Here is a 14696-nt window from a genome sequence, read left to right as displayed (position 1 = left end):
AACGATGAACGCCCCCATCTCGCATTCCGCTTCCGCGCACGCCGCGCTGCGCGCGACCTTCGCCGGCGCCCGCCTGCCGGTGATGGCAGCACCGATGTTCCTGGTTTCCGGCCCGGAGCTGGTCTGCGCCAGCCTGAGCGCCGGCATCGTCGGCACCTTTGCCGCCCCCAATGCGCGCAATATCGAGGCGCTCGACCACGCGCTGGAACGGGTTGCCGACCATGCACAGGATTGCCCGACGGTGCCGTGGGCGCTCAACATGATCGTGCACAGCAGCTACGACCGCTTCGAGGCCGAGATGGCGCTGGTTGAGCGCTACCGCCCTGGCATCGTCACCACCGCGCTCGGCAGCCCGCGCCGGGTGCTGGACCGCGTGCATGCCTACGGCGGCCTGGTGATGGCCGACGTCATCTCGCCGGCGCTGGCGCGCAAGGCCATCGAAGCCGGCGTGGACGGACTGGTGCTGGTGACCAGCGGTGCCGGCGGCCATACCGGCCAGTACCACCCGTTTTCGTTCCTCGCCGAGGTGCGCGAGTTCTGGGACGGCCCGATCGGGCTGGCCGGCGCCATCTCCAGCGGCGCGCATATCCGTGCCGCCCAGTTGCTCGGCGCCGACTTCGCGGTGATCGGAACGCGGCTGATCGCCACCCCGGAAAGCATGGTGCCGCAGCAATACCGCGACCTGCTGGTGGCAAGCCGCATGGAGGATCTTGCGCTGTCCAGCGCGGTCTCGGGCGTGCCGGCCAACTGGCTGAAGCCGACGCTCGCAGCTGCCGGTTTTACGCCAAATCAGATCAAGGCGGAAGGCAAGATTGATTTCTCCGGCGACATCGTGGCCGCGCCCAAGGCCTGGAAGGACGTCTGGTCCGCCGGACATGGCGTGGGTGCGGTGCGCTCGGTGGCCACCGTGGCAGAGGTGGTGGCGGAGCTCGAGACGGACTATGTCGCCTGCCTGCGCGCCGAGCAGGCCGCCACGGCGGCGCTGATGCACCGCTATGCGCAGAACCGGGCGCCGGCCTGACTTTCCGTGAAGTGCAGAAACGGGACGGACAGACGCGAGCACGCGCGGCGTCCCTGGATTCAAACCACAAGGTAGACAAGGATGACAGCCCCTCATATCCAGCAGGCAGCCGACGCGCTGCACCAGGCCCGCCAAGACCGCGCGCCAATCCCGCGCATTTCCGAGTCGTATGGCATCACCGGTCTTGACGACGCCTATGCCGTTGCCGAGGTCAACACGCAGCGTGATCTGGCGTCTGGCCGCCTCATCAGCGGCAAGAAGATCGGCCTGACCTCGGTTGCCGTGCAGAAGCAGCTCGGCGTCGACCAGCCGGACTTCGGCGTCCTCTTCGAGGATATGGAGTACATCAGCGGCATGGGAGTGCCCGTCTCCACGCTGATCCAGCCGAAGGCTGAAGGGGAGGTGGCCTTCGTGATGGGCAAGGATCTCGAAGGCGACCTGACCTGGGGCCGCTTCCTGAACGCGATCGAATACGCACTGCCCGCCATCGAGATCGTCGACAGCGCGATCCACGACTGGCGCATCACGCTGGTCGATACCGTCGCGGACAACGCCTCTTGCGGCCTCTACGTGCTGGGGGCGGACCCGAAGCGCCTGACCGACGTGAGGCTGCCCGAGTGCAGCATGCGCTTCCTGCGCGATGGTGAGCTCAGCTCCGAGGGCAACGGTGCCGCTTGCCTTGGTCACCCCCTGAACGCGGCGTGGTGGCTGGCAAGGACCATGCTGCGGGTGGGCGCGCCTTTGCGCGCAGGCGACGTGGTGCTTTCCGGCGCCCTTGGGCCAATGTTCCCGATCAAGCCTGGAGAAGCGTTGCAACTTGACGTAGAGGGCCTCGGCCGGGTGACCTGCCAGACCGAGTAAATCGCCCATCGTTCCCGCCGAGGAAAGCGGGACGCAGGAGACAACATGAGACAGGCTTTCTTCAAGGCGGCAGCCATCGTGCTGACTACCTCGGTAGTGCTCGCCCAATTTTTTGGCGCAGGGCAGGCTCAGGCAGCTGAGATCTCCATTGGGGCGACGCTGTCCGGTTTCGGTCGAGACGAGTCACTGAGCATCTCAGAGCGCGTAAGCAAGACTGAGCACTCCATCTATGACAACGCGAGCCGCGCGCTGGTCAGGATCAAGGATGGCGGCTGGAGGACCGTCAAATGAATGCCGTAGCTTCCCGCCTGCTGGGCGACGGTCCGGCTGAAGCCACTCCGGTTGCGCTGGCCACCCCCGATATCGTGATCGACCGGCGCGACGACGGCAGCTTCGTGCTGCGATCGACCCAGCCGCTGCACCCCTACGTGCGCTGCATCGGCGACTGGCTGCAGTACTGGGCGCAGGAGGACGGCAGCCGCATCTTCCTGGCGGAGCGGCAGGGCGAAGGTTGGCGCCGCGTCAGCTACAGCGATGCCCTGGCCGCGGTGCGCCGTATCGGCCAGGCCATCCTGGACCTCGGAGTCGCGGAGGATGCGCCCGTGGTGGCACTGTCGGACAACAGCGTCAACCTGGCATTGCTGTCGCTGGGTGCCATGCACGTCGGCCGCCGCATCGCAGTGGTGTCGTCGGCCTATACCCTGGTGGCCAAGGATCACGGAAAGCTGCACGCCATCCTGGACCGGCTGCAGCCGGGCCTGCTCTATGCGGAGAATGCCACGCAGTATGGCGCAGCGATCTCGGCGTGGCGGCCGGCGTGCCCGGTGGTCTTCACCCACGGTGCGGAGGGCGATGCCCTGTCTTTCGCCAGGCTGCTCGACGCCACGCCGGGCGCGGCCGTCGATGCCGCCTTCGCAGCGGTCGGCGGGGATACCGTCGCCCGCATCCTGCTGACCTCCGGTTCGACCGGCGTGCCCAAGCTGGTGCCGAACACGCATCGCATGCTGTGTGCCAACCAGCAGATGATCGCGCAGTGCTGGCCCTTTATCGACAAGGCGCAGCCGGTGGTGCTCGATTGGCTGCCCTGGAGCCATACCTTCGGCGCCAACCACAACTTCAACCTGGTGCTGCGCAACGGCGGCACGCTGTATCTCGACAACGGACGTCCGGCACCGGGAGCGATCGAGTCTACCCTCAAGGGGATCCGTGAAGTCCGGCCCACGCTGTTCTTCAATGTCCCGCGCGGCTACGACGTGCTGCTGCCGTACCTGGAGGCCGACGAATCGCTGGCCCGCGCGCTGTTCGAGCGCCTGGACATGCTGTTCTTCGCCGCCGCCGCACTGCCGCAGCAATGCGCGGAACGCCTTCGCAAGGTCGCGGCAAGGGTCCGTGAAGTGCCGCTGTTCTTCACCACCGAGTGGGGCTCGACCGAGACTTCGCCGGTGGTCACCAGCGCCCACTTCGAGACCCGCGAGACGCGCAATATCGGCGTGCCGGTCCCTGGCGTGGAACTGAAATTCGCACCCTGCCAGGACAAGTATGAGTTGCGCGTGCGCGGCCCCTCGATCTTCCCGGGCTATATCGGCGACGACGAGAAGACGCGCGAGGCCTTCGACGAGGAGGGCTTCTACTGCATGGGCGACGCCGGCAAGCTTGCCAACGCGTCAGACCCGAACGGCGGCGTCATCTTCGACGGGCGCGTCTCCGAAGATTTCAAGCTCACCACGGGGACCTGGGTCTCGGTCGGCACGCTGCGTATCGCGGCGGTGTCGGCGATGACGCCCTATGCCCAGGATGCGGTGGTAACCGGCCATGACCGGGGAGAGGTCGGCCTGCTGATCTTCCCCACGCCTGCTCTGCATGCCCTGTCGGGAGACGCCGAAGGCGCCCGGTGCGGCAAGTCACTTGGGCAGCACCCGGCTGTGCGGCAGGCGCTAGGCGAGATGCTGGCGGAACTCGGCAAAGGGGGCGGCAGCTCGCAGCGCCCGGCCCGTGCGGTGCTGCTGTCCACTCCACCGTCGATCGAGCATGGCGAGATCACTGACAAGGGCTACATCAACCAGCGCGCCGTGCTGACGCTGCGCGCCGATGACGTCGAGCGGCTGTACTCCGGCTGCACCTCGGTCATCTATCCAATCTGAACCGTCCGGACAGGAACACATAAGGAAGCAGTCATGACTCGAAAACTGAAAGCCGCCATCATCGGCTCGGGCAACATCGGCACTGACCTGATGATCAAGATTCTGCGCCATGGGCGCCATATTGAGATGGGAGTCATGGTCGGCATCGATCCCGCTTCAGATGGCCTGGCGCGCGCCGCGCGCATGGGCGTGGCCACGTGTGCCACGGGCGCCGCAGGGCTGAAGGCGATCCCAGAGTTCGCCGATATCGACATCGTGTTCGATGCCACCTCGGCCGGCGCGCATGTGCAGAACGACAAGCTGCTGCGCGAGGCCAAGCCTGGCATCCGCATGATCGACCTGACGCCGGCCGCCATCGGCCCGTACTGCGTGCCGGTGGTCAACCTGGAGACCCATCTGGACGCGACCAACGTCAATATGGTCACCTGCGGCGGCCAGGCCACCATTCCCATGGTGGCGGCCATCGCTGCCGTCACCAAGGTGCACTACGCCGAGATCGTGGCCTCGATTTCGAGCAAGTCGGCCGGCCCGGGAACGCGCGCCAACATTGACGAGTTCACCGAGACGACCTCGCGTGCGCTCGAGGTGGTCGGTGGCGCGACCAAGGGCAAGGCCATCATCGTGCTGAATCCCGCCGAGCCCCCGCTGCTGATGCGCGATACGGTCTATACGCTGTCGGATTCCGCCGATACCGACAAGGTTGAACTCGCCGTGGAGGCAATGGTGGCCGCGGTCAACCGTTACGTGCCCGGCTACCGCCTGAAGCAGCGCGTGCAGTTCGAGACCTACGACACCGGCCGACCGCTGAATATCCCTGGCGTCGGCAAGATGCCGGGCCTCAAGACCTCCGTCTTCCTGGAGGTAGAAGGCGCCGCGCACTACCTGCCGGCCTACGCGGGCAACCTTGACATCATGACGTCCGCCGCGCTTGCCACCGCCGAAAAGCTGGCCGAGCGCCAGATCGCTGCCCCCGCCGGGGCTTGACCTTCCAGAGAGGAAACCAAGATGGCAACCAAGCTTTATATCTCCGACGTGACGCTGCGCGACGGCTCGCACGCAATTCGTCACCAGTACAGCGTTCCGCAGGTTCGCGCGATCGCGAAGGCCCTGGACGACGCCCGCGTCGATTCGATCGAGGTGGCGCACGGCGATGGCCTGCAGGGTTCGTCGTTCAACTACGGCTTCGGCGCGCATACCGACCTGGAATGGATCGCCGCCGCGGCGGAGACCGTCACCCACGCCAAGGTGGCCACGCTGCTGCTGCCCGGTATCGGCACCATCCACGACCTGCGGGCCGCGTATGACGCCGGCGCCCGCATCGTGCGCGTCGCCACGCATTGCACCGAGGCCGATATCTCGCGCCAGCATATCGAGTACGCACGCGAGCTCGGCATGGACACGGTCGGCTTCCTGATGATGAGCCACATGACCACGCCGCAGGTGCTGGCGCAGCAGGCCAAGCTGATGGAGAGCTACGGCGCCACCTGCATCTACGTCGTCGACTCCGGTGGCGCTTTGACCATGGACGGCGTGCGCGACCGCTTCCGGGCTTTCAAGGACGTGCTCGATCCCGCCACGCACACGGGCATGCACGCCCACCACAACCTGAGCCTGGGCGTGGCCAACTCCATGGTAGCCGTGGAGGAGGGCTGCAACCGCATCGATGCCAGCCTGGCTGGCATGGGCGCCGGGGCCGGCAACGCGCCGCTGGAAGTCTTTGTCGCCGCGGCCGAACGCATGGGCTGGAACCACGGCACCGACCTGTACAAGCTGATGGACGCCGCCGACGGCCTGGTGCGCCCGCTGCAGGACCGTCCGGTGCGCGTGGACCGCGAGACGCTGGCGCTCGGTTACGCCGGGGTGTACTCGAGCTTCCTGCGCCATTCAGAAGTAGCCGCGGAGCGCTACGGGCTGAAAACCGTCGACATCCTGGTCGAGCTTGGCCGACGCCGCATGGTCGGCGGCCAGGAAGACATGATCGTGGACGTGGCCCTCGACCTGAAGTCGCAACAGAACGCAGCTGGATAATCCTATGTCGCAGGAACAGACCCTTGAGCGTTCCGGCGTGGCGGCCGCAGAAACGGCTCCCACCGAACACCGCATCACGTTTGCACCGGCCGGGGTCACGCTCGACTGCGCGCCAGGCCAGTCCGTGCTGGAAACGGCCCTGGGCGCGGGCTTCTTCCCGAAGCACAGCTGCCGGCGTGGCGAATGCCATGCTTGCTGCGCGCCGATCCGGAGCGGGTCCGTGTCCTATCCCGAAGGCTTCGAGCCTGAAGGCGTGCCGGAAGGGCACTGCCTGACGTGCATGGCGCGGCCCGAGGGCGACGTGGTGATCGAGGCGGCGGAAGTGTCGGCGGTGCCCGGGCGGCGCGTGGTGCTGGCCGGTGCCCGCGTGCTGTCGGCGGACCGGATCAGCCATGACGTGACCGTGGTGCGGTTGCAGGTGCCGCCTAATGCGGGTTTCGATTTCAAAGCGGGGCAGTACTGCGACGTGCTGCTGCGCGACGGCACCCGCCGCAGCTACTCCATGGCCAACGCGCCGGACGGCAGCGGGATGATGGAATGGCATGTCAGGGCGCTGCCCAACGGGCGGTTCTCGACCCATGTCTACCAGGCGCTGAAGCCCCGCGACACGCTGCGGGTGGAGGGGCCGTTCGGCTCCTTCGTGCTGTCTGAAACCGACAAGCCCGTCATCCTGCTGGCGTCCGGCACCGGCTACGCGCCGATCGCTTCCCTGATGAAGACCCACGCCCAGGCGCTGCAGGCACGTGGCGCCGTGTTGTATTGGGGCGGCCGCAGACGCGAGGATTTGTATGCGATCGACGAGGCGCAGGAGTGGGAGGCGCTAGCGGCGCGGCTCCGCTTTGTTCCGGTGTTGTCCGAGCCGGATGCCGACTGGCAAGGGCGTAGCGGGTTCGTGCATGAAGCGGTCGCGCATGACTTCCCGGACATGACCGGCATGGAGGTCTATGCCTGCGGCAACCCGCTGATGGTGGACGCCGCCCGTGCAACCTTCACGCGGGAGCATGCGTTGCCGGACGGGGCCTTCATCAGCGATGCCTTTATAACCGCAGTGACCGACCCCAGGCCCGCCACATAACCCCCGACGCGGAGGGCACCCAAGAAGTACCAGCAGAAGTCCAGGCGCCCGGACGGCGCCGAAGGACTCAGATTTCGATTGCAGCGCGCCTGTGCGGAGCGCCTGACCGAGGTACGAGGAGACAACACGGATATCACAACAGCCGCACTGCTGGCGCAGGACGGCATCACTTCAGGCACGGTGTACGGCCTCCTCGCGGTGGCACTGGTGCGGGTGTTTTCCGTTACGCGGGTCCTTCCTGCCGCAGGGCGAGTTCGTCGCCTATGGCGGCCTGACGCTGGGCGCGATGCAGACGGGACACGCACCGCAGCCCAGTCTGCTGCTGGTCGGCATGGGCGTGCTGACCTTTATCATCGATGTCGTGGCCGGCGCTACAGTCGAGCACGATATGGATCCTGCTGCGCTCAGAATGCCTCGTCACCCATCGTCATTGCGCATTCACTGTGCATGGCGATCGACGACAGCCCCTCTGCTTGGGGCAGCACGTGGGCCGCGTAGAAGCGCGCGCTCAAGAGCTTACGACGAAGGAAGGCGGCATGACCGTGGCCCTGTTCGAGATGGCGTTGCGCCGCCAGCGCCGCACGTGCCATCTGCCAGCCGCCGGCGACGATACCGCAGAGCCGCAGGAGCGGCACCGAGCCGGCAAGGACTTCGAGCGGCCTTTCCGGGTAGTTCGCGATTGCCCAATTGGAGGCCTCCTGTAGTGCCGCTACTGCCTCGCGCAAGTTGAACCCGATATCCCGGAGCTCGCCATTCGCAGCGTCGTCCAATCGGTGTAGGACGAGGTGAATCTGCGACAGCCATGCCCGCAGCGCCGCACCCCCATCGCGCGCGAGCTTGCGTTCAACCAGGTCGTGCGCCTGGACCGAAGTGGTACCTTCATAGATCGCCGCCACCCGCACATCGCGTAGCGGCTGCGAAGCGCCACTCTCTTCAATGTAGCCGAGGCCACCGTGCACCTGGATCGAGGTCGAGGTCACCTCGATTGCGGTCTCCGACGCCCAACCCTTGAAGACCGGAATCATGAGGTCGACGAAGGCCTGGCGCTCGAGACGCACCTCCGGGTCGGAATGACGCTCGGCGAGATCCCGGGCACCAGCAAGCGCGTAGGCCACCGCACGCATGGCTTCAGTTTGGCTGCGCATCATCAGCAACATTCGGCGTACATCGGGATGGCGGATGATGGGGACAGATTCCGTCCCGCCGCCGGCCAGCTTGCCTTGCACACGCTCACGAGCATAGGCGAGGGCTTGCTGGTAGGCACGTTCGCTCATCGCTGTGCTTTCCTGGCCCACCGTGAAGCGGGCCGAATTCACCATGAAGAACATGGTTTGCAGACCCTTGTTCTCGGCGCCGAGGAGCCAGCCTACCGCGCCTTCGCCGCTACCCCCGTAGACCATCGTGCAAGTCGGGCTGGCGTGATTCCCCAACTTGTGCTCAATGCCTGTGCATTTGACGTCGTTGTGCCGGCCCAGTCGGCCGTCCGCCTCCGGCAAGAATTTTGGGACCAGGAACAGCGAGATTCCTTTGGACCCCTCCGGCGCCCCAGGGATTCTGGCAAGGACCAAGTGGATGATGTTCTCGGTCAGATCATGCTCACCGTAGCTGATGAAGATCTTTTGTCCGAACAGCCTGTAAGTGCCGTCCGCCTGGGGCTCCGCGCGGGTTCGTAATGCGCCGACGTCGGAGCCGGATTGCGGCTCCGTAAGGTTCATCGTGGCGGCCCACTGTCCAGTGACGAGCCTAGGGATGTACAGCGACTTCAGTGATTCGCTCGCGCCGGCGATCAAAGCCTTGACGGCGAATTCCGTGAGGTCTGGGCAATAGGAGAAGGCCTTGTTGGACGAGGTGAACATCTCGTGCACCGCCGTACAAAGCAAGGTTGGCAGGCCCTGACCGCCATACTCGGAAGGCATCGAGACGTTGTTCCAGCCTGCCTCCACGAATTGCTGGTATGCCGCGGCGAAGCCAGGGGCGGTGGTGACACCTTGCTCGCTCCAGCGCACGCCCTCGCGGTCGCCGACCGCGTCCAGCGGAGCCAAGACTTCCTTCGCGAAGCGGGCGGCCTGGTCGAGGATGGCGTCCGTCAATTCTGGATCGGAAAGCGCTTCGGCGTCACTCAACTGGGCGACGCGTTCGATATCAGCTAACTCCCGCAGCACGAAACGCATCTCCTCCAAAGGCGCGATGTACGGGTTCACGAATTTCTCCTCAAGCGGTGATCACTGCGGTTATTTGCGAGTGAGTCGCCCGGCCCGCAGGTCGAAGACTTCCTCGCGATGATGCTGAGCGGAGCGCGACGGGTTAGTACCTCGGTTCGTTGACCTCGGCGCAAATTTAGGGACTTCCGCGCTCGAGCGCTTTCGCGTGCTTGAACTATCGCCGATCCCAGGCCGGGTGCGGGCCACCCTTGAAGGGGGGTTCGATTCCGGCCGGCGGTTCGTAGACTGCGCCGGATCGCCTTTGCACCCGTGCGAAGCGGGTGGAAAAAGTCTTGGGATTGTGGAGAGTAGGAGGCCTTATGAAGGCATTAGTCGCCGCAAAACGGGTCGTGGATTTCAACATCAAGGTCCGGGTCAAGTCGGATGGCACCGGCGTCGACCTTGCCACGGTGAAGATGAGTATGAACCCCTTCGACGAGATAGCCGTCGAAGAGGCTGTGCGGATGAAGGAAAAAGGTGTAGTGAGCGAGATCGTCGCCGTGTCTTGCGGCGTGGCGCAATGTCAGGAGACGCTGCGTACCGCGCTGGCGATGGGGGCCGACCGCGCCGTCCACGTCCAAACCGACGTCGAACTGCAGCCGCTCGCGGTGGCCAAGCTCCTGAAGGCGCTGGTGGACCGTGAACAGCCGCGATTACTGATCCTCGGCAAGCAGGCGATCGACGACGATTGCAACCAGGTGGGTCAGATGTTGGCCTCGCTGGCAGACTTCCCGCAGGCGACCTTCGCCTCGAAGGTCGACATTGCTGACGGCCACGCCGTGGTGAACCGCGAGGTGGACGGCGGCCTTGAGACTGTAAAGCTCTCGCTGCCCGCCGTAATCACCACGGATCTACGGCTGAACGAGCCGCGCTACGTCACGCTGCCTAACATCATGAAGGCGAAGAAGAAGCCACTCGATACGGTGACGCCTTCTGACTTGGGAGTAGATGTGACGCCACGAGTGAAAACGCTGAAGGTGGCTGAGCCGCCAATGCGCAAGGCCGGTGTCAGGGTGCCCGATGTGGCCACCCTGGTGGAGAAACTGAAGAACGAAGCGAAGGTGATCTGACCATGCCCATTCTCGTCATTGCCGAGCACGACAACGCCTCGATCCAAGGGCCGACGTTGAATACGGTTACTGCCGGCGGCCGGATTGACAGCGATGTGCACGTGCTGGTCGTCGGTCAGAGTGCCGGCCAGGCAGCCCGGGCCGCGGCGCAGATTACAGGCGTCGCCAAGGTGCTCCATGCCGACGCAGCCGGCCTCGGTGTGAGCCTGGCCGAGAACGTTGCCGCGCAGGTGCTAGCGGTCGCTGCCGGCTACAGCCATATTCTGTTCCCGGCGACGGCCTACGGCAAGAACGTCGCGCCGCGGGTGGCCGCGAAGCTCGATGTTGCACAGATCAGCGACATCACCAAGGTGATCGACGTGGAGACATTCGAGCGCCCAATCTACGCCGGCAATGCGATTGCGACGGTGCAGACCAGCGATTCAGTGAAGGTACTTACGGTGCGTACCACCGCCTTCGACGCTGCGCCGGAGACTGGCGGTGGCGCAGTGGTGGAAATGGTGGCCGCCGTGGCACCGAGCCCAAGGTGTAGCTTCGTCAGTTGCGAGATGACCAAGAGCGATCGCCCGGAGCTTACGGCAGCGAAGATCGTTGTTTCGGGCGGTCGGGCGTTGAGTTCGAAGGAGAAGTTCGACGCAGTGCTGACCCCGCTCGCAGACATTCTTGGCGCTGCAATGGGAGCTAGCCGCGCGGCCGTCGATGCCGGCTATGCACCGAACGACTGGCAGGTGGGGCAGACGGGCAAGATCGTCGCTCCACAGCTGTACATCGCGGTGGGAATTAGCGGTGCAATTCAGCATCTGGCGGGGATGAAGGATGCGAGAGTCATCGTGGCGATCAACAAGGACCCGGAGGCGCCGATCTTCCAGATCGCCGACTACAGCCTCCAAGCGGACTTGTTCGCCGCGGTTCCCGAACTGGTGAATGCACTGTGAAGGCCCCGATCTCCTCCCAAGCGAGGAAGAGCGCGCTCCTGGGGACTTTACATATGAGGTTGCCGTGTCACATTACCAAGTAAACGACGGTGTGGCGGTGATCACACTGGACAATCCGCCGATCAACGCTATGGCGCTCGCGCTGCGCCGTCGGCTGGCCGATGCAATTCATGCGGTGCAGGCGGACCCCGCAGTGCGGGCCATCGTCATCACTGGCGCTGGCCGCGGCTTCAGCGGTGGCGGCGACATTACGGAGTTCGATCTTCCGGCGATTTCCCAAGTGCCGCTGCCGGCGGAGCTTCTCACCTTGATCGAGAGCGGATCAAAGCCTGTTGTGGCGGCCTCGCACGGGATGGCCTTGGGCGGCGGCCTCGAGCTCGCGCTGGCATGCCATGCGCGTGTCGCCCACGCCCAGACAAAAGTGGGATTGCCCGAAGTACAGCTTGGGCTCGTGCCTGGGGCCGGCGGCACGCAGCGCCTGCCGCGTCTGGTAGGCCCTGAGCTGGCGCTGAACATGATCGCCTATGGCAAGACACGGGAAGCGCATTCGTTGCGCGACAGCGGTTTGTTCGACTTGCTGACCGATGAACCGCCGTTGGGGGCAGCAGTGACGCTGGCGCGTGATCTCGCCGCGCGGTGTGCAGAAGGAGGAGCGCTTCGGCGAACGAGTAAATTGTTGCTGCAGATGCCAAATGCACAAGCCTTCTTCGCCTTTGCGCGAGCCACCGTGAAGGCACAGTCTCAAGGAATGCCGGCTCCGTCTGCCTGCGTCGATGCTGTCGAGAATTCCGTTACGCAACCCTTCAAGGAAGGCCTGCGACGCGAGATGGAGTCCTTCACGCGGCTGCGAGTGACGCCGGAATTCGCTGGCCTGCGCCACGCCTTCCTGGCTGAGCGAAAGGCAGCGGAGATTCGCGGCCTCCCGAGTGACGTGATGCCTCGCACGGTTGAACGGGTGGTAGTCATCGGTGCCGGCACGATGGGTACAGGCATTGCAATGAGCCTGGCGAATGCGGGCCTTCCGGTGACCTTGCTCGAACGCGAGCAGCCCGCACTTGCCCGTGGCCTCGCGACAGTACGTGAACATTACGAAGCGGACCTGAAAAAGGGCCGGCTCACAAGGCAGCAGTTCGAACAGCGGCTCGGACTGATCCATGGCGCGCTCGGTTTCGATGCGGTGCGCGACGCCGATCTGGTGATCGAGGCCGTGTTTGAAGACCTGGAGGTCAAGCGCCAAGTCTTCGAGCAGATCGACGCCATTGCGCGACCGGGAACGGTGCTCGCTACCAACACCTCGATGCTTGACGTTGACCGCATCGCCGCCTTCACGCGACGCCCCCAGGATGTCCTGGGATTGCATTTTTTCAGTCCGGCGCACGTCATGAAGCTGCTCGAGATCGTGCGTGGAGCGTGCACCTCGGCCGACGTCCTCGCAACCGCGATGGCGCTCGCGTGGCGAATCGGGAAGATCGCCGTGGTGTCCGGCGTTTGCGAGGGCTTTATCGGCAACCGGATGTTCGAGTCCTATTTGATGCAGGCTGGGCTGCTGCTTGACGAAGGCGCGTTGCCGCAGCAGGTGGACCGCGCAATCGAGAAGTGGGGCATGTCCATGGGCCCGTTCCGCGTGTGCGACCTGGCTGGCAATGATCTGAGCGCTAAGATTCGCCAACAGCGCCTCGCGCGTACCCCGGAACTCGTCTACTCGCGTACCTTCGATGCAGTGGTGGAATTGGGGCGTTACGGACAGAAAGTCGGGCGCGGATGGTACGACTACATGCCGGGCCAACGGCCCCCCCTGCCCAGTGACGAGGTGAATGCCGCCATCGTCGCCGAATCGCAGCGCCTGGGGCTGCAGCGTCGAGCGATCAGTGACGAGGAGATCGCCGACCGACTGGTGCTGGCCCTCGTGAACGAGGGGGCGAAAATTCTTGAGGAAGGCATCGCTCATCAAGCCTCCGACATTGACGTGGTATACACCGCCGGCTACGGATTTCCTCGCTGGCGCGGCGGCCCGATGTTCGCAGCCGACCGACGGGGCCTGGCTGACGTGATCACAACGATGCGACGCGTCTCGCGCCGGCCCGACTACCAGCGCGGCGCGGACTTCTGGCAACCTGCTGAGTTGCTTTGCCGCTTGGCCGAGCGCGGCGATTCCTTCGGCACCCTCAACCATTCGGAGCATCTATGACCGACGCCGTCATCGTCTCAACCGCCCGTACCGGCCTGGCCAAGTCCTACAAGGGCGGATTTAACATGACTCATCCCGTGACCATGGGCGGTCACGTAGTCGAGCACGCGATTGCACGGGCTGGCATCGAGGCGGCCGAAGTGGAGGATGTCATTCTCGGCAGCTCCTTCCTGGAAGGGGCTGCCGGCGTGAACATGGCCCGCGTTGTCGCAGTGCGGGCTGGATGCCCGGTGACTACCGGCGGACTTACGATTAATCGCTTCTGCTCCACGGGCCTGCAGACGATCGTGCTCGCCGCGCAGCGCGTCATCTCTGGCGAGGGAGACATTTACGTAGCCGGCGGCATTGAGTCGATCACCATGGTGCAGACACATGCCAATACCTTCAATCAGCGGGAGGCTTGGATCGATGAACACAAGCCGGAGCTCTACTGGGGCATGCTGGATACCGCCGAGGTCGTAGCCAAGCGCTATGGGATTTCGCGCGAGAAGCAGGATGAATACGGAGTTCGAAGCCAGCAACGCGCGGCGCAGGCGCAGGCGGCGGGTCGCTTCGACGCGGAGATCGTACCGCTGGACACCACGATGGCCGTGGTCCACAAGGATGGCCGCATTGCCACTCAAGCCGTGACAGTCGCACGGGACGAAGGCATCCGTGCGGATACCACGCTTGAAGCAGTCGCAAAGATTCGTCCGGCTGTGCCCGGTGGTGTGATCACGGCGGGCAATGCCAGCCAGCTTTCCGATGGAGCCTCGGCCTGCGTTGTGATGAGCGCGCGCGTGGCCGAGCAGCGTGGGATCGAGCCTCTGGGCGTGTTCCGCGGGTTCCAGGTGGCCGGATGCGAGCCGGATGAAATGGGTATCGGACCGGTATTTGCGGTGCCGAAGCTCTTGGCCAAGGCCGGACTTGATGTCGGTGACATCGGATTGTGGGAACTCAATGAGGCCTTCGCTGTGCAGGTCCTGTACTGCCGAGATCGCCTCGGGATCCCCGATGAACGTCTGAACGTGAACGGCGGGGCCATTGCCGTGGGGCATCCCTATGGGCTCACCGGATCGCGTCTGGTTGGCCACGCATTGATCGAGGGGAGGCGACGTGGCGTGCGCTACGTCGTCGTCACGATGTGCATCGGCGGCGGCATGGGCGCGGCTGGCTTGTTCGAAGTGGTGCCCTGAG

Annotated in this window: 12 protein-coding genes and 1 pseudogene; 12 read left to right on the top strand and 1 reads right to left on the bottom strand. The window is 64.8% G+C overall.

Annotated features, from left to right (window positions below):
• The first annotated feature begins 4 nt into the window (after positions 1 to 4).
• The 8 genes and pseudogenes from AC1Q7H_RS33250 to AC1Q7H_RS33215 all read left to right on the top strand — a co-directional run.
• A complete protein-coding gene (locus AC1Q7H_RS33250; protein ID WP_153955177.1) occupies positions 5 to 1021 on the top strand; it encodes an NAD(P)H-dependent flavin oxidoreductase in 1017 nt (338 codons plus the stop codon).
• An 81-nt stretch (positions 1022 to 1102) separates the two neighbouring features.
• A complete protein-coding gene (locus AC1Q7H_RS33245) occupies positions 1103 to 1882 on the top strand; it encodes a 2-keto-4-pentenoate hydratase (RefSeq protein WP_492382185.1) in 780 nt (259 codons plus the stop codon).
• A gap of 45 nt (positions 1883 to 1927) precedes the next feature.
• A complete protein-coding gene (locus tag AC1Q7H_RS33240) occupies positions 1928 to 2173 on the top strand; it encodes a hypothetical protein (RefSeq protein WP_492382184.1) in 246 nt (81 codons plus the stop codon).
• Positions 2170 to 4023, top strand: a complete 1854-nt coding sequence (locus AC1Q7H_RS33235) for a feruloyl-CoA synthase (RefSeq protein WP_492382183.1) — start codon at positions 2170 to 2172, stop codon at positions 4021 to 4023. Before AC1Q7H_RS33240 ends, AC1Q7H_RS33235 begins: the two co-directional genes overlap by 4 nt.
• Before the next feature lie 33 nt (positions 4024 to 4056).
• Entirely contained in the window at positions 4057 to 5007 is a 951-nt protein-coding gene (locus AC1Q7H_RS33230) for an acetaldehyde dehydrogenase (acetylating) (RefSeq protein ID WP_492382182.1), read from the top strand.
• A 21-nt stretch (positions 5008 to 5028) separates the two neighbouring features.
• Positions 5029 to 6051, top strand: a complete 1023-nt coding sequence (dmpG, locus tag AC1Q7H_RS33225) for a 4-hydroxy-2-oxovalerate aldolase (protein WP_492382181.1) — start codon at positions 5029 to 5031, stop codon at positions 6049 to 6051.
• Between the two features lie 4 nt (positions 6052 to 6055).
• The gene (locus AC1Q7H_RS33220; protein ID WP_492382180.1) at positions 6056 to 7126 is read left to right on the top strand and encodes an FAD-binding oxidoreductase; all 1071 of its coding nucleotides are present in this window, start codon (positions 6056 to 6058) and stop codon (positions 7124 to 7126) included.
• 102 nt (positions 7127 to 7228) lie between these two features.
• Positions 7229 to 7490 (top strand): annotated as a pseudogene (locus tag AC1Q7H_RS33215) (hypothetical protein); the annotation flags it as partial.
• A gap of 40 nt (positions 7491 to 7530) precedes the next feature.
• On the opposite strand, the gene AC1Q7H_RS33210 reads toward AC1Q7H_RS33215, so the two are convergent.
• Positions 7531 to 9327, bottom strand: a complete 1797-nt coding sequence (locus AC1Q7H_RS33210; protein ID WP_492382179.1) for an acyl-CoA dehydrogenase — start codon at positions 9325 to 9327, stop codon at positions 7531 to 7533.
• Between the two features lie 320 nt (positions 9328 to 9647).
• On the opposite strand from AC1Q7H_RS33210, the gene AC1Q7H_RS33205 reads away from it, so the two are divergent.
• From AC1Q7H_RS33205 to AC1Q7H_RS33190, 4 genes are all read left to right on the top strand, one after another.
• Entirely contained in the window at positions 9648 to 10397 is a 750-nt protein-coding gene (locus tag AC1Q7H_RS33205) for an electron transfer flavoprotein subunit beta/FixA family protein (RefSeq protein WP_492382178.1), read from the top strand.
• A gap of 2 nt (positions 10398 to 10399) precedes the next feature.
• On the top strand, positions 10400 to 11332 hold the full coding sequence (locus AC1Q7H_RS33200; protein WP_492382177.1) for an electron transfer flavoprotein subunit alpha/FixB family protein: 933 nt from the start codon (positions 10400 to 10402) through the stop codon (positions 11330 to 11332).
• A gap of 64 nt (positions 11333 to 11396) precedes the next feature.
• Entirely contained in the window at positions 11397 to 13520 is a 2124-nt protein-coding gene (locus AC1Q7H_RS33195; protein ID WP_492382176.1) for an FAD-dependent oxidoreductase, read from the top strand.
• A complete protein-coding gene (locus AC1Q7H_RS33190) occupies positions 13517 to 14695 on the top strand; it encodes an acetyl-CoA C-acyltransferase (protein WP_492382175.1) in 1179 nt (392 codons plus the stop codon). Before AC1Q7H_RS33195 ends, AC1Q7H_RS33190 begins: the two co-directional genes overlap by 4 nt.
• Position 14696 lies beyond the last annotated feature (1 nt).

The sequence above is a fragment of the Cupriavidus sp. GW823-FHT06D04 genome (genome assembly GCF_058795055.1).
Note: the sequence above shows the minus strand (reverse complement) of the source record. Positions and strands in the feature narration are given on the sequence as shown.

What these genes read in the sequence shown, in the direction of transcription:
- AC1Q7H_RS33240 (WP_492382184.1), top strand. Translation starts at nt 1,928, where the DNA reads ATGAGACAGGCTTTCTTCAAGGCGGCAGCCATCGTGCTGACTACCTCG.
- AC1Q7H_RS33235 (WP_492382183.1), top strand. Translation starts at nt 2,170, where the DNA reads ATGAATGCCGTAGCTTCCCGCCTGCTGGGCGACGGTCCGGCTGAAGCC.
- AC1Q7H_RS33230 (WP_492382182.1), top strand. Translation starts at nt 4,057, where the DNA reads ATGACTCGAAAACTGAAAGCCGCCATCATCGGCTCGGGCAACATCGGC.
- dmpG (WP_492382181.1), top strand. Translation starts at nt 5,029, where the DNA reads ATGGCAACCAAGCTTTATATCTCCGACGTGACGCTGCGCGACGGCTCG.
- AC1Q7H_RS33245 (WP_492382185.1), top strand. Translation starts at nt 1,103, where the DNA reads ATGACAGCCCCTCATATCCAGCAGGCAGCCGACGCGCTGCACCAGGCC.
- AC1Q7H_RS33250 (WP_153955177.1), top strand. Translation starts at nt 5, where the DNA reads ATGAACGCCCCCATCTCGCATTCCGCTTCCGCGCACGCCGCGCTGCGC.
- AC1Q7H_RS33205 (WP_492382178.1), top strand. Translation starts at nt 9,648, where the DNA reads ATGAAGGCATTAGTCGCCGCAAAACGGGTCGTGGATTTCAACATCAAG.
- AC1Q7H_RS33200 (WP_492382177.1), top strand. Translation starts at nt 10,400, where the DNA reads ATGCCCATTCTCGTCATTGCCGAGCACGACAACGCCTCGATCCAAGGG.
- AC1Q7H_RS33220 (WP_492382180.1), top strand. Translation starts at nt 6,056, where the DNA reads ATGTCGCAGGAACAGACCCTTGAGCGTTCCGGCGTGGCGGCCGCAGAA.
- AC1Q7H_RS33190 (WP_492382175.1), top strand. Translation starts at nt 13,517, where the DNA reads ATGACCGACGCCGTCATCGTCTCAACCGCCCGTACCGGCCTGGCCAAG.